The 21,928-nt window shown below is 72.0% G+C and carries 12 protein-coding genes; 10 read left to right on the top strand and 2 right to left on the bottom strand.

What is annotated here, in order from left to right; all coding sequences use genetic code 11:
- Positions 1 to 3: 3 nt before the first annotated feature.
- A complete protein-coding gene (locus tag ACFYZF_RS21115; protein WP_387023239.1) occupies positions 4 to 1,326 on the bottom strand; it encodes an NAD(P)/FAD-dependent oxidoreductase in 1,323 nt (440 codons plus the stop codon).
- Positions 1,327 to 1,737: 411 nt separating this feature from the next.
- Here ACFYZF_RS21115 and ACFYZF_RS21110 point away from each other — a divergent pair, with 411 nt between their 5' ends.
- The 8 genes from ACFYZF_RS21110 to ACFYZF_RS21075 all read left to right on the top strand — a co-directional run bounded on the left by ACFYZF_RS21110 (position 1,738) and on the right by ACFYZF_RS21075 (position 13,147).
- The gene (locus ACFYZF_RS21110) at positions 1,738 to 3,777 is read left to right on the top strand and encodes a serine hydrolase domain-containing protein (protein ID WP_387023238.1); all 2,040 of its coding nucleotides are present in this window, start codon (positions 1,738 to 1,740) and stop codon (positions 3,775 to 3,777) included.
- Positions 3,778 to 3,916: 139 nt separating this feature from the next.
- Positions 3,917 to 5,188 (top strand): sensor histidine kinase, encoded by a 1,272-nt coding sequence (locus tag ACFYZF_RS21105; RefSeq protein ID WP_387023236.1) that lies wholly within the window; start codon positions 3,917 to 3,919, stop codon positions 5,186 to 5,188.
- Positions 5,185 to 5,841: a response regulator gene (locus tag ACFYZF_RS21100; RefSeq protein WP_387023235.1), complete on the top strand. Its 657-nt coding sequence runs from the start codon at positions 5,185 to 5,187 to the stop codon at positions 5,839 to 5,841. Before ACFYZF_RS21105 ends, ACFYZF_RS21100 begins: the two co-directional genes overlap by 4 nt.
- Positions 5,842 to 6,001: 160 nt before the next feature.
- Entirely contained in the window at positions 6,002 to 6,391 is a 390-nt protein-coding gene (locus ACFYZF_RS21095; RefSeq protein WP_387023234.1) for a hypothetical protein, read from the top strand.
- 341 nt (positions 6,392 to 6,732) lie between these two features.
- The gene (locus tag ACFYZF_RS21090) at positions 6,733 to 7,950 is read left to right on the top strand and encodes a PP2C family protein-serine/threonine phosphatase (RefSeq protein ID WP_387023232.1); all 1,218 of its coding nucleotides are present in this window, start codon (positions 6,733 to 6,735) and stop codon (positions 7,948 to 7,950) included.
- A gap of 133 nt (positions 7,951 to 8,083) precedes the next feature.
- Entirely contained in the window at positions 8,084 to 8,503 is a 420-nt protein-coding gene (locus tag ACFYZF_RS21085) for a VOC family protein (RefSeq protein WP_387023230.1), read from the top strand.
- 526 nt (positions 8,504 to 9,029) lie between these two features.
- Positions 9,030 to 12,086 (top strand): amino acid adenylation domain-containing protein, encoded by a 3,057-nt coding sequence (locus ACFYZF_RS21080; protein WP_387023228.1) that lies wholly within the window; start codon positions 9,030 to 9,032, stop codon positions 12,084 to 12,086.
- A gap of 2 nt (positions 12,087 to 12,088) precedes the next feature.
- Entirely contained in the window at positions 12,089 to 13,147 is a 1,059-nt protein-coding gene (locus ACFYZF_RS21075; protein WP_387023408.1) for an LLM class flavin-dependent oxidoreductase, read from the top strand.
- On the opposite strand, the gene ACFYZF_RS21070 is transcribed toward ACFYZF_RS21075, so the two are convergent.
- Positions 13,104 to 14,102: a thioesterase domain-containing protein gene (locus tag ACFYZF_RS21070; RefSeq protein WP_387023226.1), complete on the bottom strand. Its 999-nt coding sequence runs from the start codon at positions 14,100 to 14,102 to the stop codon at positions 13,104 to 13,106. The genes ACFYZF_RS21075 and ACFYZF_RS21070 overlap by 44 nt on opposite strands.
- 179 nt (positions 14,103 to 14,281) lie before the next feature.
- Between ACFYZF_RS21070 and ACFYZF_RS21065 the strand changes: the two genes are divergently transcribed.
- On the top strand, positions 14,282 to 19,672 hold the full coding sequence (locus tag ACFYZF_RS21065) for an SDR family NAD(P)-dependent oxidoreductase (RefSeq protein WP_387023224.1): 5,391 nt from the start codon (positions 14,282 to 14,284) through the stop codon (positions 19,670 to 19,672).
- Positions 19,659 to 21,839 (top strand): lantibiotic dehydratase, encoded by a 2,181-nt coding sequence (locus ACFYZF_RS21060; protein WP_387023222.1) that lies wholly within the window; start codon positions 19,659 to 19,661, stop codon positions 21,837 to 21,839. Before ACFYZF_RS21065 ends, ACFYZF_RS21060 begins: the two co-directional genes overlap by 14 nt.
- Positions 21,840 to 21,928 lie beyond the last annotated feature (89 nt).

The raw sequence follows: 21,928 nt of genomic DNA, 5'->3' as shown, positions 1-21,928 counted from the left end.
GCATCAGGCGAAAAGGTTCTGCTGGTACATGCGGGACGTCGCGGCGAAGTCGTCGAAGACCGCGTAGTCGGCCGAGGACTCCTTCGCGGCGTCGTTGAGCAGGAAGAGGTTGGACGCCTGGAAGAACTCCGAGACCGGCGCGACGTCGGCGTGCGTGGCGATGAACCGGTCGGTCTCCTCCTGGTTGCCGCGCAACGCGAGGAACAGTTGCAGCTCGTCGTGCCGGTACGGCCGCATCTCCGCGAACGTGCACACGTAGTCGTAGTAGGCGGCGGCGTTCTGGCTGCGGCGGCGGCCCTCGTACGCGGCCATCGACTCGTCGATCGACACCTCCCCGGTCAGCCACCGGTCCAGGGCGGCAGTGACCAGTTCCGCGTCGCGGAAGGCGTGGGTCATGCCGATCGCGGTGCACTGGTCCTTCGCGGACTCGGCGTCACCGACGAGCACCCAGCCGGGCCCGTGCAGCGGCCGGAGGAAGGCCGACTGGTCCAGGGTGCCGTAGATCCGCTCCTCCCGCGTCCCCCGGGTGCGGACCACCTCGCCCAGCTCGGGGCTGACGAAGTCCAGCGCCCGCTGCATGTTGCCCGGCACGTCGGCGCGGAACTCCCGGGACCACTCGCTCGGCCCCCAGACCAGGACCATGTTCTGCGCGAAGTTGGTCGGCACCACCGCGCAGCCGAGCCGGCCACGCCGGTGGATCTGCCCGGACCCGAGATCGAATCCGGACCAGTAGCTCCAGTAGGCGAACGTGCACCGGGGCCGCTCGTCGTACCTGGGCAGATCGAGTGCGCGCGCGACGAACGAGTTCCGGCCGTCGGCACCGACCACGATCCGGGCCCGCTCCTCGAACGCCTGGCCGTCGGCCGCTCGCCCCCGGACGCCGACGACCCGGCCGTCTTCGACGATCAGCTCCCGTACGGTGCAGTTGGTGCGGACCTCGGCACCGGCCTTGGCCGCGGCCTCGACGAGGATCTCGTCCAGCACCCGGCGGCGGACGGAGGCGTAGCTCTGCACCACGCCCGAGTCGTCGCCGTGCAGATCCCGGAAGTGCTCGCGCAGCAGGTCCGTCGGCACCGATCCGGTCAGTCGGATGCCGTCGTTGACGATGTCGATGCTCGTGTGCGTGGGGGTGACCTCGGTGACCTGGTCCAACAGGCCCCAGCGGTTGAGGTAGGACATCCCGTGCGGCCACAGGAAGTGTGTCGAGATGACGTCACTGGGGAACGACGACCGATCCACCACGAGCACCCGGTGCCCTTGCCTGGCGAGCAGCAGGGCGGTGGAGGCACCCGCGCAGCGGGCGCCGACCACTATCGCGTCGTACATGATTCGCAGTTCCTCCGATGGGGGTTCGGCTGCCCAGCCGGCCGACCGTCCGGCGCGGCAGCGACCGGTGCGGCCCGGCAACCGCCCAGGAGGTCGCCGGCCGAGCGGGAATTAGACCGCCACCGTACACAGTGGACTCCCGGGGATCGCCGAGCGGTCGAGGTTGTTGTCCCGCGGAATATCCGCGCTCCCGGGTGAGCCTTCGAACGGCGCCCGAGGCACACCCGAGCCGATCGCGACCCGGCCCGACCGCCTCGCGGCGTCACGGTTCCCACTCAGGTCGCAAACCGATTGCGTCCCTGCGCCAGATGGCACGGCGACGCTGCTCCAGCAGGCTGTGCCAAGGGCATTCGAGTGACGCCGAACGGACTTCCTCCGGACACCCGAGAGCCTCGGAAGGCAGCAGAGACCATGTTTCTCGATGACGCACCCGCACGACCCCGCCCACCCCGATCCGGGTTCCGCCCGCTGCGCCGCGCGGCGTTCCTGGCGACACTGTTCGCTGTCGCCGCGACGGCGGTCGCGGGCTGCGGCGCCGGCACGGCGCCGACCAACCCGGCCCCGCCCGTCGGCGCCCCGGGCGCGTCGACCGACCCGGCAGCCCTGAACGGCAGGGACGTCAACGCCTGGCTCGACGGCCTGCTCCCGGCCGCACTCCAACGGACCGGCATCGCCGGAGCCACGGTCGCCGTCGTCCGCGACGGTGAGATCATCACCGCACGGGGATACGGCCATGCCGACACGGGCACCGACGAGGGCGCGGTCCCCGTGCCCGTCGACCCCGACCGGCACCTGTTCCGGGTGGGATCGGTGTCGAAGCTCGTCACCGCCACCGCCGTCATGCAACTCGTCGAGAAGGGCCAGCTCGACCTCGACGCCGACATCCGCGGATATCTCGACTTCACCCCGCCCCGCAGCCACGACCGGCCCGTCACCCTGCGGCACCTGCTGACCCACACCGCCGGGTTCGAGGAGCGAATCGGCGGCCTGATCGACCTGGCGGGCACCGGAGCCGACCTGCGCAAGGCGCTGACGACCGACCCGCCCGAGCAGATCTACGAGCCGGGCACCGTGCCCGCCTACTCCAACTACGGCAACGCGCTCGCCGGGTACATCGTCGAGCGGGTGAGCGGAACGCGCTTCGAGGAGTACGTCGAGCGCAACGTCCTCGGCCGCGCCGGCATGACGTCGTCGACCTTCGCTCAGCCGCTGCCGCCGCACCTGCGGGACCGCCTGTCGAACGGATACGACGACGCCTCCGCCCCGGCCGTGCCGTTCGAGACCGTCGGCGTCCCACCCGCCGGGGCGCTCAGCGCACCGGCGACGGACATGGCCCGCTTCATGCTCGCCCACCTCGGCGCACCGGCCGGTGGGGCGGCCCTGCTCAGCGCCCCGACCCTCGAACTCATGCATCGGCCGGCGCTCGACGCGGCCTCGCTCGGCACCCTCGCCGGCGGCCCCCGGATGACCCTCGGGTTCTTCGAGGAGAACCGCAACGGCCACCGGATCCTCGGCCACGGCGGCGACACCTCGTACTTCCACTCCCACCTGCAGATCTACCCCGACGACCGGGCCGGCATCTTCATCTCGCTCAACAGCAACGGACGCGGCGCGATCGACAGCCACGAACTGCGGCAGGCGGTCCTGTCGGGGTTCGCCGACCGCTACTTCCCGCCGGCCAGGCCCCTGCCGGTCCGGGCCGTCGACGCGGCGACCACCGCCGAGCACGCCGCGATGGCCGCCGGCACCTACGAGAGCTCGCGGGCGATGCGCAGCACCTTCCTGACCGCGGTCGGCCTGGTCGGCCGTACGACGGTGAGCGTCCAGGACGGCGGACGGCTGCTGTTCGAGCCCGGCCCGCTGTCGGAGTCTCCCGCCCTGTACGAGGAGATCACCCCCCACGTCTGGCGGGAGGTCGGCGGGCAGCGCGTTCTCTCGATGCGGGCGGTCGACGGCAGGGTGCAGGCGATCGGCTTCGAGTCCGCGTTCGCCCTCCTGCCGGTCGAGCCCGCCCGCAGTTCCGCCCTCGCCGTCCCGGTGATCGCCGCGTCGGCGGGCGTGCTCGTCCTCGCCGTCCTGTCCTGGCCGGTCGGCGCGGTCGCCCGCCGCCGCCTCGGCCGCGCCCCCCGCGACCCCGCCGGGCGCACCGCGCGGGTCCTGAGCCGCCTCGCCGTCGCCGGCGCCGTCCTCGCACTCGTAGGCTGGGGGTGGAGCATCGTGAGCATCATGGGCCTCCAGGACGTCCCGAGCGCCGCCCTGCGGGCCGTGCAGGCGTTACAACTGATCGGTCTGCTCGGTGTGCTGCCCGCCGCCGTCCGGCTCGCCGACGACATCCGCCGCCGTACCGGCTGGCGCCGGAGGGCCGCCAGCGGAATGATCCTGCTCGCCCTCGCCGGCACGGGATGGTTCGCCGTCGAGTTCATGCTGCTCGCCCCGGACATCTCCTACTGACCCGCCGACGCGCGCCGATCCCCGACGAAGGATGCTCATCGCCATGGCAGATCACCCCGGTGCTGGCCGAGCGCCCGCCGACACCCCCGGCTTGCCAGGACTGACCCGGCAGTGGGACGAACGACTCACCAGGCTCGGAGTGACCGGACGGTTCGCGCGGGACTGCCTGCTGGCGGCCGGTGTCACCGTGGCGACGTTCGCGATGCTGACGACGTTCCTCCGGTTCGCCGCGCCCGTCGAGGGGCTCTCCGTCGACCCGGCGCGGGCCCGGGTGCTCGTCGCCGTCGCCTGCGTACAGGCGCTGGTGCTGTGCCTGCGTCGGGTACGTCCGCGGCTCTGCCTCGGGCTCGTCGTCGCCCTGCAGGTCGTCGTCACCGCGGTGGTCCCGTCCGAAGCGACGGTCCGTGGCGTCGCACCGCTCGTCGCGGCCTACACCGTCGGCGCCCTGTTCCCCGCCAGGACGGCGCTGCTGCTGGCCGGCGCGGCCGTGGTGGCCGAGGCGTCGGGGGTGATCGCGGTCACCGCCGGGGTGGCCCCCGACATCCTCGTCGCGGCGCTCGGCCACCTCGCCTCGGGTGCCCTGTCCTACCTGGGGGCGGCCTTCGTCGGCAGCTACGTCGCCACCCACCGGCGCTACCTGGAACTGGTGCGGGTGCGGGCGGACGACGCGCTCCGGGCGCACCGGGACAAGGTGCGGGCGGCGATCGGCGCGGAGCGCGCCCGGATGGCCCGGGAGCTGCACGACGTCGCCGCCCACCACCTGTCCGGCATGGTGGTGCAGGCGGCGGCGGTCGAGCGGCTGATCGACCGCGACCCCGCGGCGGCGAAGGCCGGCGTCGTGTGGATCCGAGGGCAGGGCAAGGAGACCCTCGACAACCTGAGACTCGTCGTGGGTGTGCTCCGGGGGCGGTCGGTCAACGGGGGCGGCGCGGACAGCGCCGGGCACGACGACGACAACGCCCCGGTGCCGGGACTGGTCAGCCTCGACGACCTCGTGCGCACCGCGCGCGACCTCGGCACCTCCGTCGAGTTCGTCGGGGAGGGACCACGACGCGAGGTGTCCCCGATCGCCGACGTCGCGCTGTACCGGATGGTGCAGGAGTGCCTGTCCAACGCCCGCCAGCACGCCCCCGGCGCCCCGGTGCGCGTGGAGCTCCACTTCCTGCCGCGCGAGGTCGCGCTCAGGGTGTCGAACGAACCCGCCACGCGCGCCCCCGAACCCGGGGAACGGACCGGCGGGGGAGTCGGCCTGGTCGGCATGCGGGAACGCGCACAGCTGATCGGCGCGCAGTTCGCCGCCGGGCCGACGCCGACCGGCGGGTGGTCTGTCACAGTGATGTTGCCGACGGGACGCGACGACGCGCCCGCCGGTTCGACGGCCACGGCCACGAAGGGAGAGGAACCGGCATGATCACGGTGATGCTCGTCGACGACCAGGCGGTCGTGCGGGCCGGTTTCCGCGTCATCCTGGAGCAGGCGGGGGACATCGAGGTCGTGGCGGAGGCGTCCAACGGATCCTCGGCGGTCGAGCTGGCCCGCCGGCTGCACCCGGACGTCATCTGCATGGACGTCCGGATGCCCGGCGGCGACGGGCTCGCCGCGACCCGCCAGATCGTCGCCGACGCCGCTGGGGCGCCGCCGGCCGTGCTCGTGGTGACGACCTTCGACCTCGACGAGTACGTCTTCGGCGCGCTCGAGTCCGGGGCGAGCGGATTCATCCTCAAGGACTGCGAGCCCGACGACCTCATCGACGCGGTCCGCCGCCTCGCCAACGGATACGGGCTCGTCGACCAGGCCGTCACCCATCGGGTGATCTCGGAGTTCGCGCGGCGCAGGCCGACCTCCCCGTCCGACGCCGCGGCGGCCCACCAGCTCACCGCGCGGGAGAAGGAGATCGTGGGGCTGCTCGCCCAGGGCCTGTCGAACGTCGAGATCGCCGGTGAGCTGTTCATCGAGACCAGCACGGTCAAGTCCCACCTCGGGCGGGCCATGGCCAAGATCGGCGTACGCGACCGGTTGCAGACCGTGGTCTGGGCGTACCAGAACGGTCTGGTCCCGCGCTGACCGGGCGCCCTCGTGGGTGTCTCCGCGCCGCGTGTTCGAATGCCCCTCACCGCCGCGACGGTCAGTACATTTGTCATGGAAAATTCATACCTATGGATGTATTCGTTAGGCTGGTCCGGCCTGTCCCGCCAGTTTCGCGAATCCCGAGGGGATGATGACCATGATCGAACGGGCCTGTCGTGGGGTGCTGACCGTCGCCGTGCTCACCACGGCCGGGCTGGCCGTCGCCGCGCCGGCGCGGGCGGCCCAGGCCGACATCACCGTCACCTCGGCCAGCGCGGTGACCGTCGACCAGCTCCAGGTCAACGGCACGGTGACCTGCACCGGCTCGACCGGTGCCGCGCACATCAGCGTGTCGGCGACGCAGGTCCTGCCGTTCTCGTTCGGAATGGCGTCCATGGACGTGCCGTGCGCGAGCGGTCCGGTTGCCTGGGAGATCTCCATCTTCAGCGGATTCGGGTGGCAGTCCTTCCACCAGGTCACCGTGAACGCGCAGATGACCGACGACGCCCAGGGCGCGGACAGCGCCTCCGGTAACTGGTGGGCGTAGGCCGCCGGACAGGGCCCCGCCGCGTCCGCCGGACCGGGGGATGCCCGGCCGGTCGGCCCGGACCGGGCATCCGTTCTCCACGCTGGACGCCCCTGTCGGCCATGGGCGGACGCGCGAGGCTGGCTGAGCGCCCACGGGTTGCTGCCGGACGCCTCGCGGAAGACGTCGGCGGCGGCCCGACCGCCCCGGCCTGACCCACTGCCGCCGGCTCGACCGGCCGGGCCCGCCGAGGTCACGCCGACACGCCCTGTGCCGACTGGCGGGCGGTGGCCCACGGCCGGGTCCGTACACGGGTCGTTCCCGGCGGTTTTTCCGGCCAGCGGAGGGCTACGCTTCCGGTGATGATGCGGGGTGGTGGGAGCGATGAGCGGCTGCGTCGGATCGAGGCGGTCGCCGACGCCGCGCTGTCCCAGCTCGGCGTCACCGACTTCCTCGACGAGCTCCTTGACCGGGTCCGAGAGGTGCTCGGGGTTGACACCGCCGCCATTCTGCTGCTGGACGTGCACGCCCAGCAGCTGGTGGCAACCGCGGCCAAGGGGCTGGAGGAGGAGGTCCGCCGGGGCGTCCGGATCTCCGTCGGCAGTGGATTCGCCGGCCGGATCGCTCGGGACAGGCATCCCGTCACGTTGGACAACGTCGCGTCCGGCGACGTGGTCAGCCCGATCCTCTTCGGCAAGGGGGTCCGCTCGCTGCTGGGCGTGCCCATGTTCGCCGGCGGCGAGGTGATCGGCGTATTGCACGTCGGCTGCCTCACGCCGCGCCGATTCACCGATGACGACGTGAAGCTGCTTCAGCTGGCCGGCGAGAGGGCGAGCCTTGCCAGCCAGGCCGGGGCCGGCAACATGGACCGCGCCGCCGCCCTCGCCCTGCAACGCAGCCTGCTGCCCACCCACCTGCCCGACGCGCCCGGCGTCGACATGGCCGCCCGCTACGTTCCCGGCCACGACGCCGGCGTCGGCGGTGACTGGTACGACGTGTTCACGCTGCCCTCCGGCTGGCTGGGGGTCGTCATCGGCGACGTGTCCGGACACGGACTGCGCTCCGCCGTGGTGATGGGACGCCTGCGCAGCGCGCTGCGCGCCTACGCCCTGGTCTGCGACGACCCGGCCAGCGCGCTGACCCTGCTCGACCGCAAGGTCCACCATTTCGAGACCGGGAACCTTGCCACGGTCCTGTACGCCATGATCTCCCCGGACCGCACCACCATCCGACTGTCCCTCGCCGGGCACCTGCAACCCATCCTGGCCGCGCCGGGCCGGCCGGCCCGCGTGTTGAACAATCCAGTCGATCTTCCGTTGGGCACGGGCCCGCGTCAGCCGGCCCGCCGGTACACCGAAGTGGCGTTCCCGCCCGAGGCGGCCCTCATCTGCTACACCGACGGGCTCGTCGAACGCCGTGGCGAAGTCATCGACGTCGGCATCCAACGGCTCTGCTCAGCCGTCGAGCCCGGTCCCGCCGAATCGGTCTGCGCCCGCATCATGATCACACTCGCCGTCGAGCAGGCCACCGACGACATCGCCCTGCTCGCCATCCACTCCACCGGCCAGGATCAGTCCTGACCTGCGACCCGGGCGCCGTCGGCGATCAGCGGTGACGTGACCAGGCCGGCCGGCGCGTGCAGCCGCTCCAGCTCGCGCCGTAGCATCCGCCTTACTGTTCAGCGGGGGCCGACGGTTGCGAAAGGCGTGAGACGTGGCGGTAGCAGGGTTCTCAGGGATCCACCACATCGCGCTGAACGTGCGCGACCTCGATGCCTCGGTACGCTGGTACCGCGACGTCCTGGACTTCTCACCACTGTTCCGGTGGGACACCGACGGCTTCGACCGGCAGCTGATGCGCCACCCGGGCGGGGTCGTCATCGGGTTGACGACGCACAGGCACGCGGATGCCGGCGCGGAGTTCAGTGAACGTCGGACGGGACTCGACCACCTGGCGTTCGCGGTGCGGACGCGGGCCGAGTTGGAGGCGTGGGCCTCCCGGCTGACCGATGCCGGCGTCGTGCACTCCGGGATCACGGTTACGCCACCGATGGGCTTCACGCTGATCGCGTTCCGGGACCCGGACAACATCCAACTTGAGATGTACCTCGCGGAGGACGCCCCGGATCGCTGAGCGGCGGCCTCCGTCGCGCCGCAGCGGAGCCGGCGCTCGACTGCGTCCGGCCTGACGACGGAGTGCCGGCAATCTGACGCTGAGTAACCTTGATGAACCCGCAGGCCCCCGTGTTGCCCGAGTCTGTGTCGGTTCTGCCGACCGGTCGACATCGCCGCCGCGGCGGCGGCCCGGTACCGGGGTTCGAGGGCCGGCGGTGCGGGGGTCGCGTCCGCGTATGGCATGCGCTTGATGCCACGTGACGTGCGTCGTAGCCTATCGAGGATCATTCGTCGCGGGCGGCTCGGAGTCGCGCCTCAGGGGGGTTCGTGTGCCGGAAGCCGCATTGCTCCGCCTGGCCCGGGCGGCGGCCTCCGACGGTGTGCGGGTGTGCCCCGACGCCGTCCGCGATCCGGACGACCAGGTTACTGACTGTCACCGGCAGAGGTGGCCCGTGTCCTCATTCGAGGGTCGCTCCGCCCGCGCTCGGCGAACCGCGTCAGACGACTGCCATGACGTCCTCGACGTCGATCGGGTGAGGTGAACCGTGTTGTCCGCGAAGGAGAACGCGCTGTGGATGCTGGAGCGGTTGCTGCCGGAGACCGGCGTGAACAACGTGCCGCTGGCGCTGGTGACGACGGAACGGTTGGACACCGCGGCGGTGCAGGCGACGTTGGACCAGTTGGCGCGGCGGCATCGGGCGCTGCGGACCCGGTTCGTCGAGGTTGACGGGCTGCCGACGCGGGTGGTGGCGGAGTCCGCGACGGTGCCGCTCGAGGTGGTGCAGGCCGCGTCCGGCGAGGCCGGTCAGGTGTGCCGGACCGCCACGGGGCGGCCGTTCGACCTCGCCGTCGACATTCCGGTCCGCGCGGTCCTGGTGCGCAGCCCGGACCGGCACCTCATCTGCCTGTGCCTGCACCATCTCGCGGTGGACGCGGTGTCAGGCGCGGTGCTGATCGAGGAGTTCGCGGCGCTGTATCCGGCGATGCTCGCCGACGGCCGGCCGCCGGCGGCGCTCGCCGGGCCCGGACCGGCCCCGGAACCCGCCGAGCCGACGGCGGCGGCGCTCGCCTTCTGGCAGCGGCACCTCGCGGACCTGCCGGGCGTTCCGGCGGCGTTGGAGTTCGGCCGGCCGGACCCGGCGGCGCCGACGTTCGCCGGCGGCACCGTCACCCGGCGACTGTCCACGGCGGCGCTCGCCGGCATGCGAGACCTGCGCCGGGCGTGCCGCGCGACCGACAACATCGTGTTGTTGGCGCTGTACTACGTGCTGCTGATGCGGCATGGCGCGGGCCAGGACGTGGTGGTGGGGGTCCCGGTCGATCTGCGGGACGGCGCGGCCCGTCGGGCGGTCGGCTACCACATGAACACGTTGCCGCTGCGGCTGGCTGTGGCACCGGAACGCACGTTCCATGAGTTGGTGCGGGAAGTCCGTCGGTTGTTCGTCACCGCGATGGACCACGCCGATGTGTCCTACGAGGGACTGGAGACATCGCACACGCGCGACGACGCGGCGTGGTGGGTGCCGCCGTTCCGCCACATGTTCAACCACCGGCCGCCCCCGGAGCCGATGACCGGCGGCCGGGACGAGCTGGCGGCGGAGCTGTGGGAGGTCGACAGCGAGCACAGCAGGGTCGATCTCGAACTGGTGGTGACGCGCGAGGGCGACGGCGTCACGCTGAAAGCGGTCTACGGTTCGGACGTGCACGGCGCGGACGACATCGCCGCGCTTCTGGCGCGGTACGAGGCGGTGTTGGAACGCCTGCCGGCTCAGGTCGACCGGCCGATCGGCGGCCTCGACGTCTGGAGCGCCGCGGATCGGGCCGTGGTCGACGACGCCAACGCGACGACGGTGGACGGCCCGCCGAGAACGGTGGCGGAGGAGATCGCCGCGCAGGCGGCGGCCCGGCCGGAATCGGTGGCGATCATCGATCGCGACGGCGTGACGTGGACGTACCGTGACGTGGCGGCGCGGACGGCCGGTGTCGCCGCGCTGCTGGCGCGGGCCGGGGTGGAGAGGGGCGCGATCGTCGGCCTCTACGCCGAACGGGGCTTCCCGTGTGCCGTCGCCGCGCTGGGCATCTGGCAGGTGGGGGCGGCGTACCTGCCGCTCGATCCGGACCAGCCGGCCGCGCGACTCGCGTACGAGCTCACGGATGCCGAGGTCACCGTGCTGCTGGCGGACCGGGAGCCACCGCCGGGCGTGGTTCCCGCCGGCTGCCGGGTGATCGAGCTCGGCACGGTGGATCCGGACGAGCGTGGCTGGCAGGCGCCGGCGCCGACCGATCCGGCGTACGTCATCTACACCTCCGGCTCGACCGGGTTGCCGAAGGGCGTCGTGATCAGCCACGCCAACCTGGCGAACGTGGTGCGGCACTTCATCGCCGACATCGGCGTGACCAGCCAGGACGCCCTGCTGTGGCTGACGACCTACGCGTTCGACATCTCCGCCCTCGAGGTGTTCCTGCCGCTGGTCGCCGGCGCCCGGGTGGTCGTCGCCGACGACGCCGCCCGCAGCGACGGCGCGGTCCTGCTCGACCTGGTGCAGCGCTACGACGTGTCGGTGCTGCAGGCGACGCCGACGACGTGGCGGCTGGTGGTCCAGGACGCGAAGGGCCGGCTGCGGGGGCGGCGGGTGCTCTGCGGTGGTGAGCCGCTGCCGGCGCATCTGGCGCGGGCGCTGCTCGCGACCGGCTGCACGCTGTGGAACGTGTACGGGCCGACCGAGACGACGATCTGGTCCACCAGCGCGCTGGTCACCGACGTCGACGGGGGCGTGGCGGTGGGGCGGCCGATCGCGAACACCACCGTGGTCATCGCCGACGGGGCCGGCCGGCCGCAGCCGCCCGGAATGCCGGGCGAGGTGTGCATCGGCGGCGACGGTGTCGCCATCGGCTACCTGCGTCGTCCCGAGTTGACGGCGCAGCGGTTCGGTGAGCTCGGCGGTGCGGGCCGGTTCTACCGCACCGGCGATGTGGGCCGCTGGCGTCACGACGGCACGCTCGAACTGCGCGGACGCACCGACCGTCAAATCAAGCTGCGGGGCCACCGGATCGAGCTCGGCGAGGTGGAGGCGGTGCTGGAGCAGCATCCGCGGGTGAGTGCCGCCGCGGTGGTACTGGCCGGCGATCCGAGCGCCGACGGCGCACTGGTGGCCTTCGTGCGCGGTGCCGACGCGGACATCGCCGACGACGTGTGGCGTTTCGCGAAGGACCAGCTCGCGTCGTACGCGGTCCCCACCGACGTGGCGGTGCTGGAAGCGATGCCGACGACCGGCAACGACAAGGTGGACTATCCGACCCTGACCGCGATGGCCGAACAGCGGGCAGCGGCCCGGAAGACCGACTCGGCCGAGGGCGCGCCGGTGGTCGACGGCCTGGTCGGTGAGTTCGTGGCGTTGTGGCGGAGCATTCTCAGGGCACCGCAGCTGCACGAGCAGTCGAATTTCTTCCGCAGCGGCGGTCATTCGCTGCTCGCCGCGAAACTGGCACAACGGGTCACCAGGTCGACCGGGGTGAATGTGCCGTTGGCGGCGGTCTTCTCGGCACCGACACCGCAGGCGCTGGCCGGGTTCGTGCTGAACCAGCAATCGGATGGGGCATGACGATGCGGCTCGGACTCAGTCTCGGTATGTTGCACGACCGGGCCAGTCTCGATGATCTGGTGACGTTGGCGCAGGCGGCGGACCAGTTGGGGTACGACGCGCTGTGGATCGCCGAGGCGTACAGCAGCGACGCGCCGACGCTGCTGGGCTGGCTGGCCCCGCAGACCGAGCGGATCGACCTGGGTGCCGCGGTCATGCAGATTCCGGCGCGGGCGCCGACGATGACGGCGATGACCGCGGCGACGCTCGACCTGGCCAGCGGCGGCCGGTTCCGGCTGGGGCTGGGGATTTCCGGCCCGGTGGTGTCGGAGGGCTGGTACGGGGTGCCCTTCGGACAGCCGTTGACCCGTACCCGGGAGTACGTGGCGGTGGTCCGCGCGGCACTGACCCGCCGGCCGGTCCGGTTCGCCGGGCGGCACACGACGTTGCCGCTGCCCGGGGCGCCGGGGGAGCCGCAGCGGTTGACGATGCGCCCGTTGCGGGGCGACCTGCCGATCTACCTGGCGGCGTTGGGGCCGAAGAATCTGGAACTGGCCGGGGAGATCGCCGACGGATCGCTGTCGCTCTTCCTGCCGCCGGAGGGCGTGGCGGAGACACTCGCGCATATCGCGACGGGCCGGGACCGGGCGTCGGGCGACAAATCCGAGTTCGATCTGGTCGCCACGTTGCCAATGGCGATCGGTGATGACCTGGAGGCGTGCGCGAATAGGGTGAGGCCGTATGCCGCCCAATTCCTGGGCGTGGGCGGCACGGCCCGCAACTTCTACGTCGAACAGGCCGAGAGACTCGGTTACGGCGACGCGGCGCACAAGGTACGGAAACTGTTCCAGGAAGGCGACCCGGATGCGCTCGCGGCGGTGCCGTTTGAATTCCTCGACCGTACGTGTCTAATCGGCCCCGCCGAGCGGATCGAGGCCAAGGTGCGCTCGTACGCCGCAGCCGGTCTCGGCACGTTGTCGGTCGCGCCGCGCGGTGCCACGATGGACGAGCGAATCGCCGGGCTGCGGGAGATGGCGGCTATTTGGCGGCGTTGTGGCTTTCCGTTGCGGCGTACCGGATGAGCCAGTCACGGAATTCGGAAGTCGCGAATATCTCCGTGTGTGAGGAGCTGTACCGGATGTCGACGCCGCCGCTGAACATGGTGGCGAGATGTGCCATCACCTTGTCCTTGCTCTCGGCGATCGAGGTCAGGTAGGAGTCGGTGAACCAGGCGGTCGCCGTGCTGGCGACCGGGGCCAGAGTGTCGCCACCGGTGAGGCCGATCAGGTCGGCGACGACCCCGAGCCCGCGGTACAGGACGCGTTCCATCGGGTCCTGGTGGGGGCGTGGATCGTCCATCCGTTCCAGCACCTGGGCGAGCGGTGTCTCGGTCGCGGGTTTGCGCAGCAGGCGCGCGGCCGGTTCGGGACGGCGCTTGAGCTGGTGCAGCCGGAACATGACGGCGTCGCGTCTCGACGCGGCCAGGTGCCGCAGGTCCGGGTCGATGAAGAACATCCGGTCGACCGTCTCCCCCTGGCCTTCCAGCAAGTTCGCCATCGCGACGGCGATGACTGCGCCGGCGCAGTACCCGGCGAGCCGGTAGGGGCCCGCGGGCTGGGCGGCACGGATCTGGTCGGTGTACCGGACGGCGAGTTCCTCGATCGACGCGGGCGTGGGCTCGTCGTACCACCCGGGGGCGCGCAGACCGATCAGGGGGGCCGGCAACCCGATCCCGTCGAGGTGCTTGAGGAACCAGCCCACCTCGCCGTCGGCGCCGTGCACCAGCCACGTCGCGGTACCGCTTCCCCCCGCGAGGCGTAATTGCGGGCCGGGCCGGTTGATCGGCTGGTCGGCGATGAACTGGCCGAGCTGTGCCGGAGTCAGCACGCTGAGTGCCGCCGGTTCGGCGCGGAGGTGGAAAACCTCGAACAGGTCGCGCCGGATGCGTTCCCATTCCGCGTCGATGATGCCCAACTCACCGAGAGTAACGTGGATCGGCGGCAGCTGTAACAATCCCATCGCCTCGGCGATGACCATTTGGCTGCCGACTGTCGCGTAATCGGCAAATTCGCTACTCAAGCGGCTCAGGGAGTCTTGTGGCACGCGTCAGTGTAGCTGGGAACCGACGGGGGAGGCGTGGCGCAGTGACCGTTGACATGCCCTGGACGCCCGACTATCGTCCCGGAGGCTGGTTGGCCCAAAAGTAATGTAAGGGAGTGTTGGTGACAGACACTCACGGCGCATCCGACAACGCCATAGCTATTGTCGGAGTGGCGGCACGGTTACCGGGCGCACGCAATGTCCGTGAGTTTTGGCGCAACCTCCAAGGCGGTGTGGAGTCTGTCGAGCGAATCGCCCCCGAGGTGGCGCGCGCGCGACAACTGCCGTCCGAAGCGGCGGACACGCCGGGTTTCCAACCGGTTACAAGCACCGCCGCCGATCTCGATCTGTTCGATCCTGAGTTCTTCGGATTCACACAACGTGAGGCCGAGCTTTGCGATCCGCAGTTCCGGCTGTTCCTCGAGCTTTCCTACACCGCGCTCACCGACGCCGGCTACGACCCGCGCGGGATCGGGCAGCGGGTGGGCGTCTTCGGGGGCGCGACCACGAACCGGTACCGGATCGACTACATCGAACGCAATCGCGCCGTCAGTCGCGCCGCCGGCCTGACCAGCGTGAGCACCGGCAACAACCCGGACTACATCGCCCCGTTGGTGTCGTACCGCCTCGGGTTCATGGGGCCGAGCGTGTCCGTCTACACCGCGTGCTCGACGTCCCTGGTCGCGGTGCACCAGGCGATGCAGGCGCTGCGTCGCGGCGAGTGCGATGTCGCGATCGCCGGCGGCGTGCAGGTCGACCTGCCGTTGGGCGGCGGCTACCCGTACCTGGAGGGTGGGATCCTGTCGCGGGACGGGCACGTCCGTCCGTTCGCGGCCGATGCCACCGGCACGATCTTCGCCGACGGCGGCGCGCTGGTGGTGCTCAAGCCGTTGGCGGCGGCAACGGCGGCCGGCGACCAGGTGTACGCGGTGATCAAGGGCTCCGCGGTCAACAACGACGGCAACCGGCGGGCCGGATTCACCGCGCCCGGTGTGGACGGCCAACTGGAGCTGGTCCGGGCGGCGTTGGACGACGCTCAGGTGCATCCCGAGGCGATCGGGATGGTCGAGGCGCACGGCACCGGCACGGTCGTCGGTGACCCGATCGAGGTGGCGGCGCTGAGCGCCGCATACCGGGAGCGCACCGAACGCCGCCAGTACTGCTGGCTCGGTTCGGCGAAGGGCAACCTCGGCCACCTCGGCCCGGCGGCCGGCACGGTCGGCCTGCTCAAGGCGATCCTCGCGGTCCGCGACGGCGTCATCACCCCGACCATCAACTGCGTCGAGCCGAACCCGGCGATGGACCTCGCGAACTCCCCGTTCCGGCTGGCCAGGGAGGTCCAGCACTGGTCCAACCCCGAGTGGCGCGACCGGGACGCGCCGCGGATCGCCGCGGTGAGTTCGTTCGGCATCGGCGGCACCAACGCCCACGTCATCGTCGAGCAGCCACCGGCGCCGCCGGAGCCACCGGCTCGGACGACGGGGACGCCGCAGCTGTGGCCGGTGTCCGCCCGTTCCGCCGACGCCCTCGCCGCCAGTTGCGCGGCGCTGGCCGAGCACCTCGGTGACGCCGGGCACGACCCGGCCGACGTGGCGTTCACGTTGCAGGAAGGGCGGGCCGCGTTCGCGCACCGCAGGCTGGTGGTGGCCGGCGACCCGCAGGCGGCGGTCGCGGAGCTGGGCGGCGAGCCGACGGTACGCACCGTCGCAGGGGTCGCGGGGTCGCCGCAGGTCACGTTCCTGTTCCCCGGCCAGGGCGCGCAGTTCCCGGGCTCCGGGCGCGAGTTGTACCGGACCTGGCCGGTCTACCGGGACGCCGTCGACACCTGCGCCGACCAGTTGACGCCGCTGCTCGGGTTCGATCTGCGGGAGCTGCTGAACGCCGAGGTCACCGACGAGCAGGCCGCGGCGAAGCTCAACGAGACCGCCGTGACCCAGCCCGCGTTGTTCACCGTGGAATGGGCCATGGCGCAGCTCCTGCGCTCGTTCGGCATCGAACCGGTGGCGCTGCTGGGCCACAGCATCGGGGAGATCGTGGCGGCGACGGTCGCCGGCGTGTTCGCGCTGCCCGACGCGCTGCGGCTGGTCGCGCGGCGCGGACAGCTGATGCAGGCGCTGCCGCCGGGCGGCATGCTGTCGCTGTCGCTGGGCGCGGAAGCGGTACGGGCGATGCTGCCGAGCGAGCTGGACATCGCCGCGAGCAACTCGCCGTCGTCGTGCGTCGTGTCCGGGGAGCTGGCCGCGGTCGAGCAGTTCGCGCAGGAACTGGCCGACATCGGGCTGTCCGGCTCCCTGCTGCGCACGTCGCACGCGTTCCACTCGCGGATGATGGCGCCGATCTGCGACGACCTGGCGGCGCTGGTGGACAGCTTCCCCCGGCAGCCGCCGCGGCTGCGGTACCTGTCGAACGTCACGGGCGACTGGATCACCGACGAGCAGGCGACGAGCGCCGCGTACTGGGCGACACACGTACGGCAGGAAGTGCGGCTGGAGGACTGTCTGGCGCGGCTCGACGAGCTGGCCGACGCGGTGCACGTCCAGGCCGGGCCGGGGCAGTCGATGTGCGTCTTCGCCCGCCAGTACGCCGCCAGCCAGGGCCGGTCGACGAGCGCGCTGACCACGATGGCACTGCCGAACGACACCACCGCCACCGACGTGACGGTGCTGGCGACGACGGTGGGCCGGCTGTGGGTGTCCGGCGTCCACCTGGACTTCTCGGCGGTGCGGACGGACGGCGGGCGGCGGGTGAGCCTGCCCGGTTACCCCTACGAGCGGCGGCGCTGCTGGGTGGACCCGGATCCGGTGCGCCCGGGGGTGTTCGAGGACGACGTCGAGGTGCCCAACGACCCGTTGCTCACGCCGTTGTACCTGCCGGCGTGGCGGTCGCAGCCGGTGCCGCGCCGGGGCGGGAGCCTGCTCGGCGAGACGTGGCTGGTCCTCGCGGGCGACGACCCGGTGGGCGCGGAGATCATAGCTGAGGCCCGGCGGCGGGACGTGTTCGTGCTGCCCGCGTACGCCGGCCCGGGGTTCGTGTCGGCACCGGACGGCTACGAGTTCGACCCGGACGACAGTCACGACGTGGAACTGCTGGTGGAGGCGGTGTACCAGGCGGGTCTGCTGCCGGACCGCATCGTCTACGCGGTGTTCGACGGCGGCCCGGCCGGCGACCCGGAACTGGTCGCGATGCGGGGCTACCACCGGATGGCGGCGCTGGCCAAGGCGATGCTGCGGACCTTCCGGGCCGAGGTGGAACTGGTGGCGGTCACCGACCGGGTGTGGTCGGTCAACGGCGAGCCGGCGCGGCCCGAGGGCGCCACGATCGCCGGTCCGTTGCGTACCCTGCCGCGTGAGCTGAGCACGGTACGGGTGCGGCAGGTCGACGCGGCGTTGACCGCCCCGGCCGTGGCGGTGGCCGTGGTCGGCGAGATCGGCGCCGACGGGGACGCGGAACTGGTGGCGCTGCGTGGGCATCGCCGCTGGGTGCACCACCACGCGTCGATCCCGAACGAACCGGTGAGCGTGCCGCGGCCGGTCGACGGCAGCGGCGTCCTGCTCATCACCGGCGGGCTCGGCGGCCTCGGCCTGGCGGTCGCGCAGGACCTGGCGGAACGGCAACCGACGGACTTGGTGCTGGTGAGCCGGGGTGGACTGCCGGACCGGGAGCGCTGGGACGACCCGGGTACGCCGCACGGCGTGCGGGACCAGATCGCGGCGGTCAGGCGGATCGAGGCGAGCGGCGCCCGGGTACTGGTTCTGCGCGCCGACGTGACCGACGCCGACGCGATGGCGTCGGTGGTGCGGCGGAGCCAGGCCGAGCTGGGCCCGATCACCGGGATCATCCACGCTGCCGGGATCGCCGGGGGACAACTGCTGGCACTGCACGACGCGGAGACGGCCGATCGGGTGCTGGCGCCGAAGGTGCGTGGCACGCTCGTGCTCGACGCGCTCGTGCGGGCCGGTCAGCTGCCCGAGCTGGACTTCATCGCGCTCTTCTCGTCGATCGTCGCCGTCTCGGCCGACTACGGGCACAGCGACTACGCGGCGGCGAACACGTTCCTCGACGCGTACGCGACGTCCCACGCTGACGGCTCGCCGTACGTGGTGACGATCAACTGGTGGGGCTGGCAGGAGGTCGGCATGGTGTCGACCGACCGCGCCGGGGAGGGGTTCCGCACCCTGCGACGGCTGCGGGGCGGCTCGGCGGTGACGGCGCTCGACCACCCGCTGGTGCACCGCGCGTCGCCCGACGGGGACGGCTGGACCTTCGAGGTCGACCTGGACGTGGACAGCCACTGGGTGTTGACCGATCACCGGATCGGCGGAGTCGGTGTGCTGCCCGGCACGAGCCTGCTGGAAATGGTCCACGCGGCTGCCCGGCACGTGTGGGGTGAGGTGCCGGTACGGCTCGAGGACGTCGTGTTCATCGACCCGGTGCGCGTCACGGCGGCAGCGACCGGAACGATCACGCTGTCGCCGGCGCACGCGGGCGGATTCGAATTCGCGATCAGCTTCGCCCTCGCCGGCCAGTCGGCCACGGTGCACTGTCGCGGCAAGGTCCGTGCCGCACCGGACGGCACCGCCGAGCGGATCGACATCGCGGAGTTCCGGGAGGAACTGGTCGAGGAGGACGCGACCCAGCCGTACTCGGGGCTCGTCGCGTTCGGGCAGCGGTTCCAGGCGGTCAGCCGGTACTGGGCGAAGGACGACCGGGGCCTGGTCGAGTTGGAACTGCCGGCGGTGGGGCGCGACGACGCGGACCGGTACGCGCTGCATCCGGCGTTGCTGGACCGGGCGGTCTACGGGTTGTCCGGCGTCGAGGGTCGCCGCTACCTGCCGTTCCTGTACCGGTCGGTGGAGGTGCACCGCCGTATTCCGGAACGGTGCTGGGTGGTGCAGACCTATCACAGCGACCCAACGCGACCGGAGTTCATGGAGATCGACGAGGTCATCGTCGACGCCGACGGCACGGTCTGCGTGACCGTGAAGGGGTACTCGCTGCGCAGCGTGGACGAGGCGGCGGCGGTCACGGCCGCGGTGCCGGGGGTCGAGCAGGCCGCTCGCGGTGCCGGAATGCTGACCAACGCCGAGGGCGGCGAACTGTTCCGGCGGATCATGCGGCTGCGGCCGGGGCCGCAGGTCATCACGTCGATCGGATCGCTGCCGGAACGGTTGGCGATCGCCCGTACGTTCAATCAGCAGGCGGTCGAGGCAGCGGAGACGGTCGCCGAGCCGGTACGCACGATCGGTACGACGTTCGTGGCGCCGCAGACCCCGGTGCAGCGGGAGCTGGCGCGGCTGTGGTGCGAGTCGCTCGGGCTGACCCAGGTCGGCATCGACGACGACTTTTTCCTGCTCGGCGGCTCGTCGCTGACCGTGGTGCAGCTGGCGTCGCGGATCCGGGAGCGGCTGTCGGTGGAGCTGTCCGCCGCGGACATGTTCGAGTACCCCACCATCCGCAAACTGGCGGGGCTGTTGGACACCGACGGGATGGCCGATGGAATCAGCTGAATACGCCTTCGGCGGCGGGCGCTGGCAGGTGTGGCCGACGCTGGTGGCGCGGACCACCGGGATGCCGTTCGACTGGATCGACATCGAGGCGACCGGTGACTTCGAGGCCGACGAGAAGGCGGCACAGGAGGCGGTGACGGCCATCGCCGAGCAGCCGTCGGTACGCGAGGCGCTGCTCTGGCAGAACCCGGTCATCTACCGCCGCCGGTACCGGGGACGCGCTGCGCCGTCGGCGGGGAGCCGTCAGCGTCAACGGGACCGTACCCTCTGGGCGTACGCCTCCCGGTACTGCGCGAAGAACGACATGATCGGCTTCTTCGGGCCGGTGGTGTGGGGTCGGTGGGTCGACGGCCCCACCGAGATCGGGGAGGCGGGCCGGCCGCTGCGGGGGCGGAGCACGTCCTTCGAGTACTGGGCGATCCAGGCCCTCGCCGAGGCCCTGCACGACCGGCACGACCTGAGCCGGTGGACGGTGCCGAAACGCGCGCCGGTCACCCACCTGGAGGGCGAGGCGCTGTTCCTCGCCGACGGCACCGGACTGCGGCTGTCGGGGGTGCGGGCCCGGGTGCTGGCGCTCTGCGACGGCCGCCGGACCGTCGACGACATCGTCGCCGAGCTCGCCGACGTCGAGCGGGACACCGTGCTCGCCGAGATCGACCGGCTGCGCACGATGCGGCTGCTGACCAGCGGCTTCACCGTGCTGCGTGGAATCACCCCGGAACGGGCGCTGCGGGGGCAACTGCTGCGGGTGACCGACCCGGGCCGCCGTACCGCCGCACTGGCGGACCTCGACCGGGTCGTGCGGGCCCGCGACCGGGTGGCCGGGGTCGACGGCGATCCGGTCGCGCTCGACGCCGCGCTGGACGAGCTCGACTCCTGCTTCGTCGAGGTCACCGGTGGTGACGCCTACCACCGGGCCGGCGACTTCTACGCCGGGCGGACGGTGGTGTTCCAGGACTGCCACGGCGGCCTCGACGTCTCGTTGAGCACCGGGCTGCTCGACCGGGTCGCACCGGCGCTGGACCTCGTGCTCGCCGGGGCCGCGTGGTACTGCCGGCGCACCGCCGCCGAGTACGAGGAGTGGCTCACCCCCCACGTCGATCCGGTGGCGGGGACGCCCCTGATGAACGTGATGGACATGGTCGCCCGGTCGGCCACGCACGGCGAGGAGTCGCCGCCCGCCGACGCGGCCGTCGCCGAGCTGCGGCAGCACTGGGAGCGGCTGCTGGTGCCCGATCCCGACGCCCGGGCGGTGCACCTGACCAGCGACGATCTGCGGGCCGGGGTCAAGGCGGCCTTCCCGGCCGGCCCGCCGCCGTGGCCCCAGGCCCGCTGGCACAGCCCCGACCTGATGATCGCGGCCGAGGACGTGGCGCAGGTGCGCGCCGGTCGGGCGACGCTGGTGCTCGGCGAGGTGCACCCGGGGATGCAGACCATGGATGTGGTCTCGGCGTACGAGTTCCACCCGGACCGCCCGGGGCTGCACCGGCTGATCGACGACGCGATGGGCGACGACCGGATCATCCCGATCTACCCGCTGAGCACGGGCGTGCTCAACTCCCGCACCGTGCCGCCGGACACGTACCTGTCGGCGCGGTACCGCTACCTGGGACTCGGCGCGGAGGCGCCGTACGGGTCGCCAGACCGGCTGCTGCCCGCCGCCCGGCTGCGGCTGCGCCGCAGCGACGCGGGGCTGGTCGTGACCGACGACCGGGGCGGCTTCGAGGCGCCGGCGGTCCAGGTGCTCGGTGACTTCCTCTCCCACGCGGCGGCGCAGCGGTTCGGGCTGCTGCCCGCCCGCCCGCACCAGCCCCGGGTGACGATCGACGACCTCGTGGTGTCGCGCGAGTCGTGGACGGTCCCGACGGACACCCTGGGCGGCCAGGGTGCGGCGCTGTACGCGGCCGCCGCCCGGCTGCGGGACGACCTCGGCCTGCCCCGGCACGTCTTCGCCACCATCGCCGGGGAACGCAAGCCGTTCCACGTCGACCTGTCGAACCCGGTGTCGCTGGGGGTGCTCGGCCACCGGCTGCGCCGCCGGGACAACGCCCGGCTCCGGTTCACCGAGATGTTGCCCGCGCCGGACCAGCTGTGGCTGCGGGATGCGCACGACCGGCGGTACACCGCCGAGTTCAGGTTCGTCTGTGTCGATCGGTTCGGCCGATGAGGGGTGGTGGGCCACGTCCGGCCGGCCCCCGCGGGGCGACGACGGCACGACTGTCGGGTCAGATCATCGGCCGCAGGGTGCGGTGATGC

The organism is Micromonospora sp. NPDC001898, assembly GCF_042891255.1.
GTDB lineage: Bacteria > Actinomycetota > Actinomycetes > Mycobacteriales > Micromonosporaceae > Micromonospora.
The sequence above is the reverse complement of the archived record's forward strand: the minus strand, read 5'-3'. Positions and strand labels throughout refer to the sequence as shown.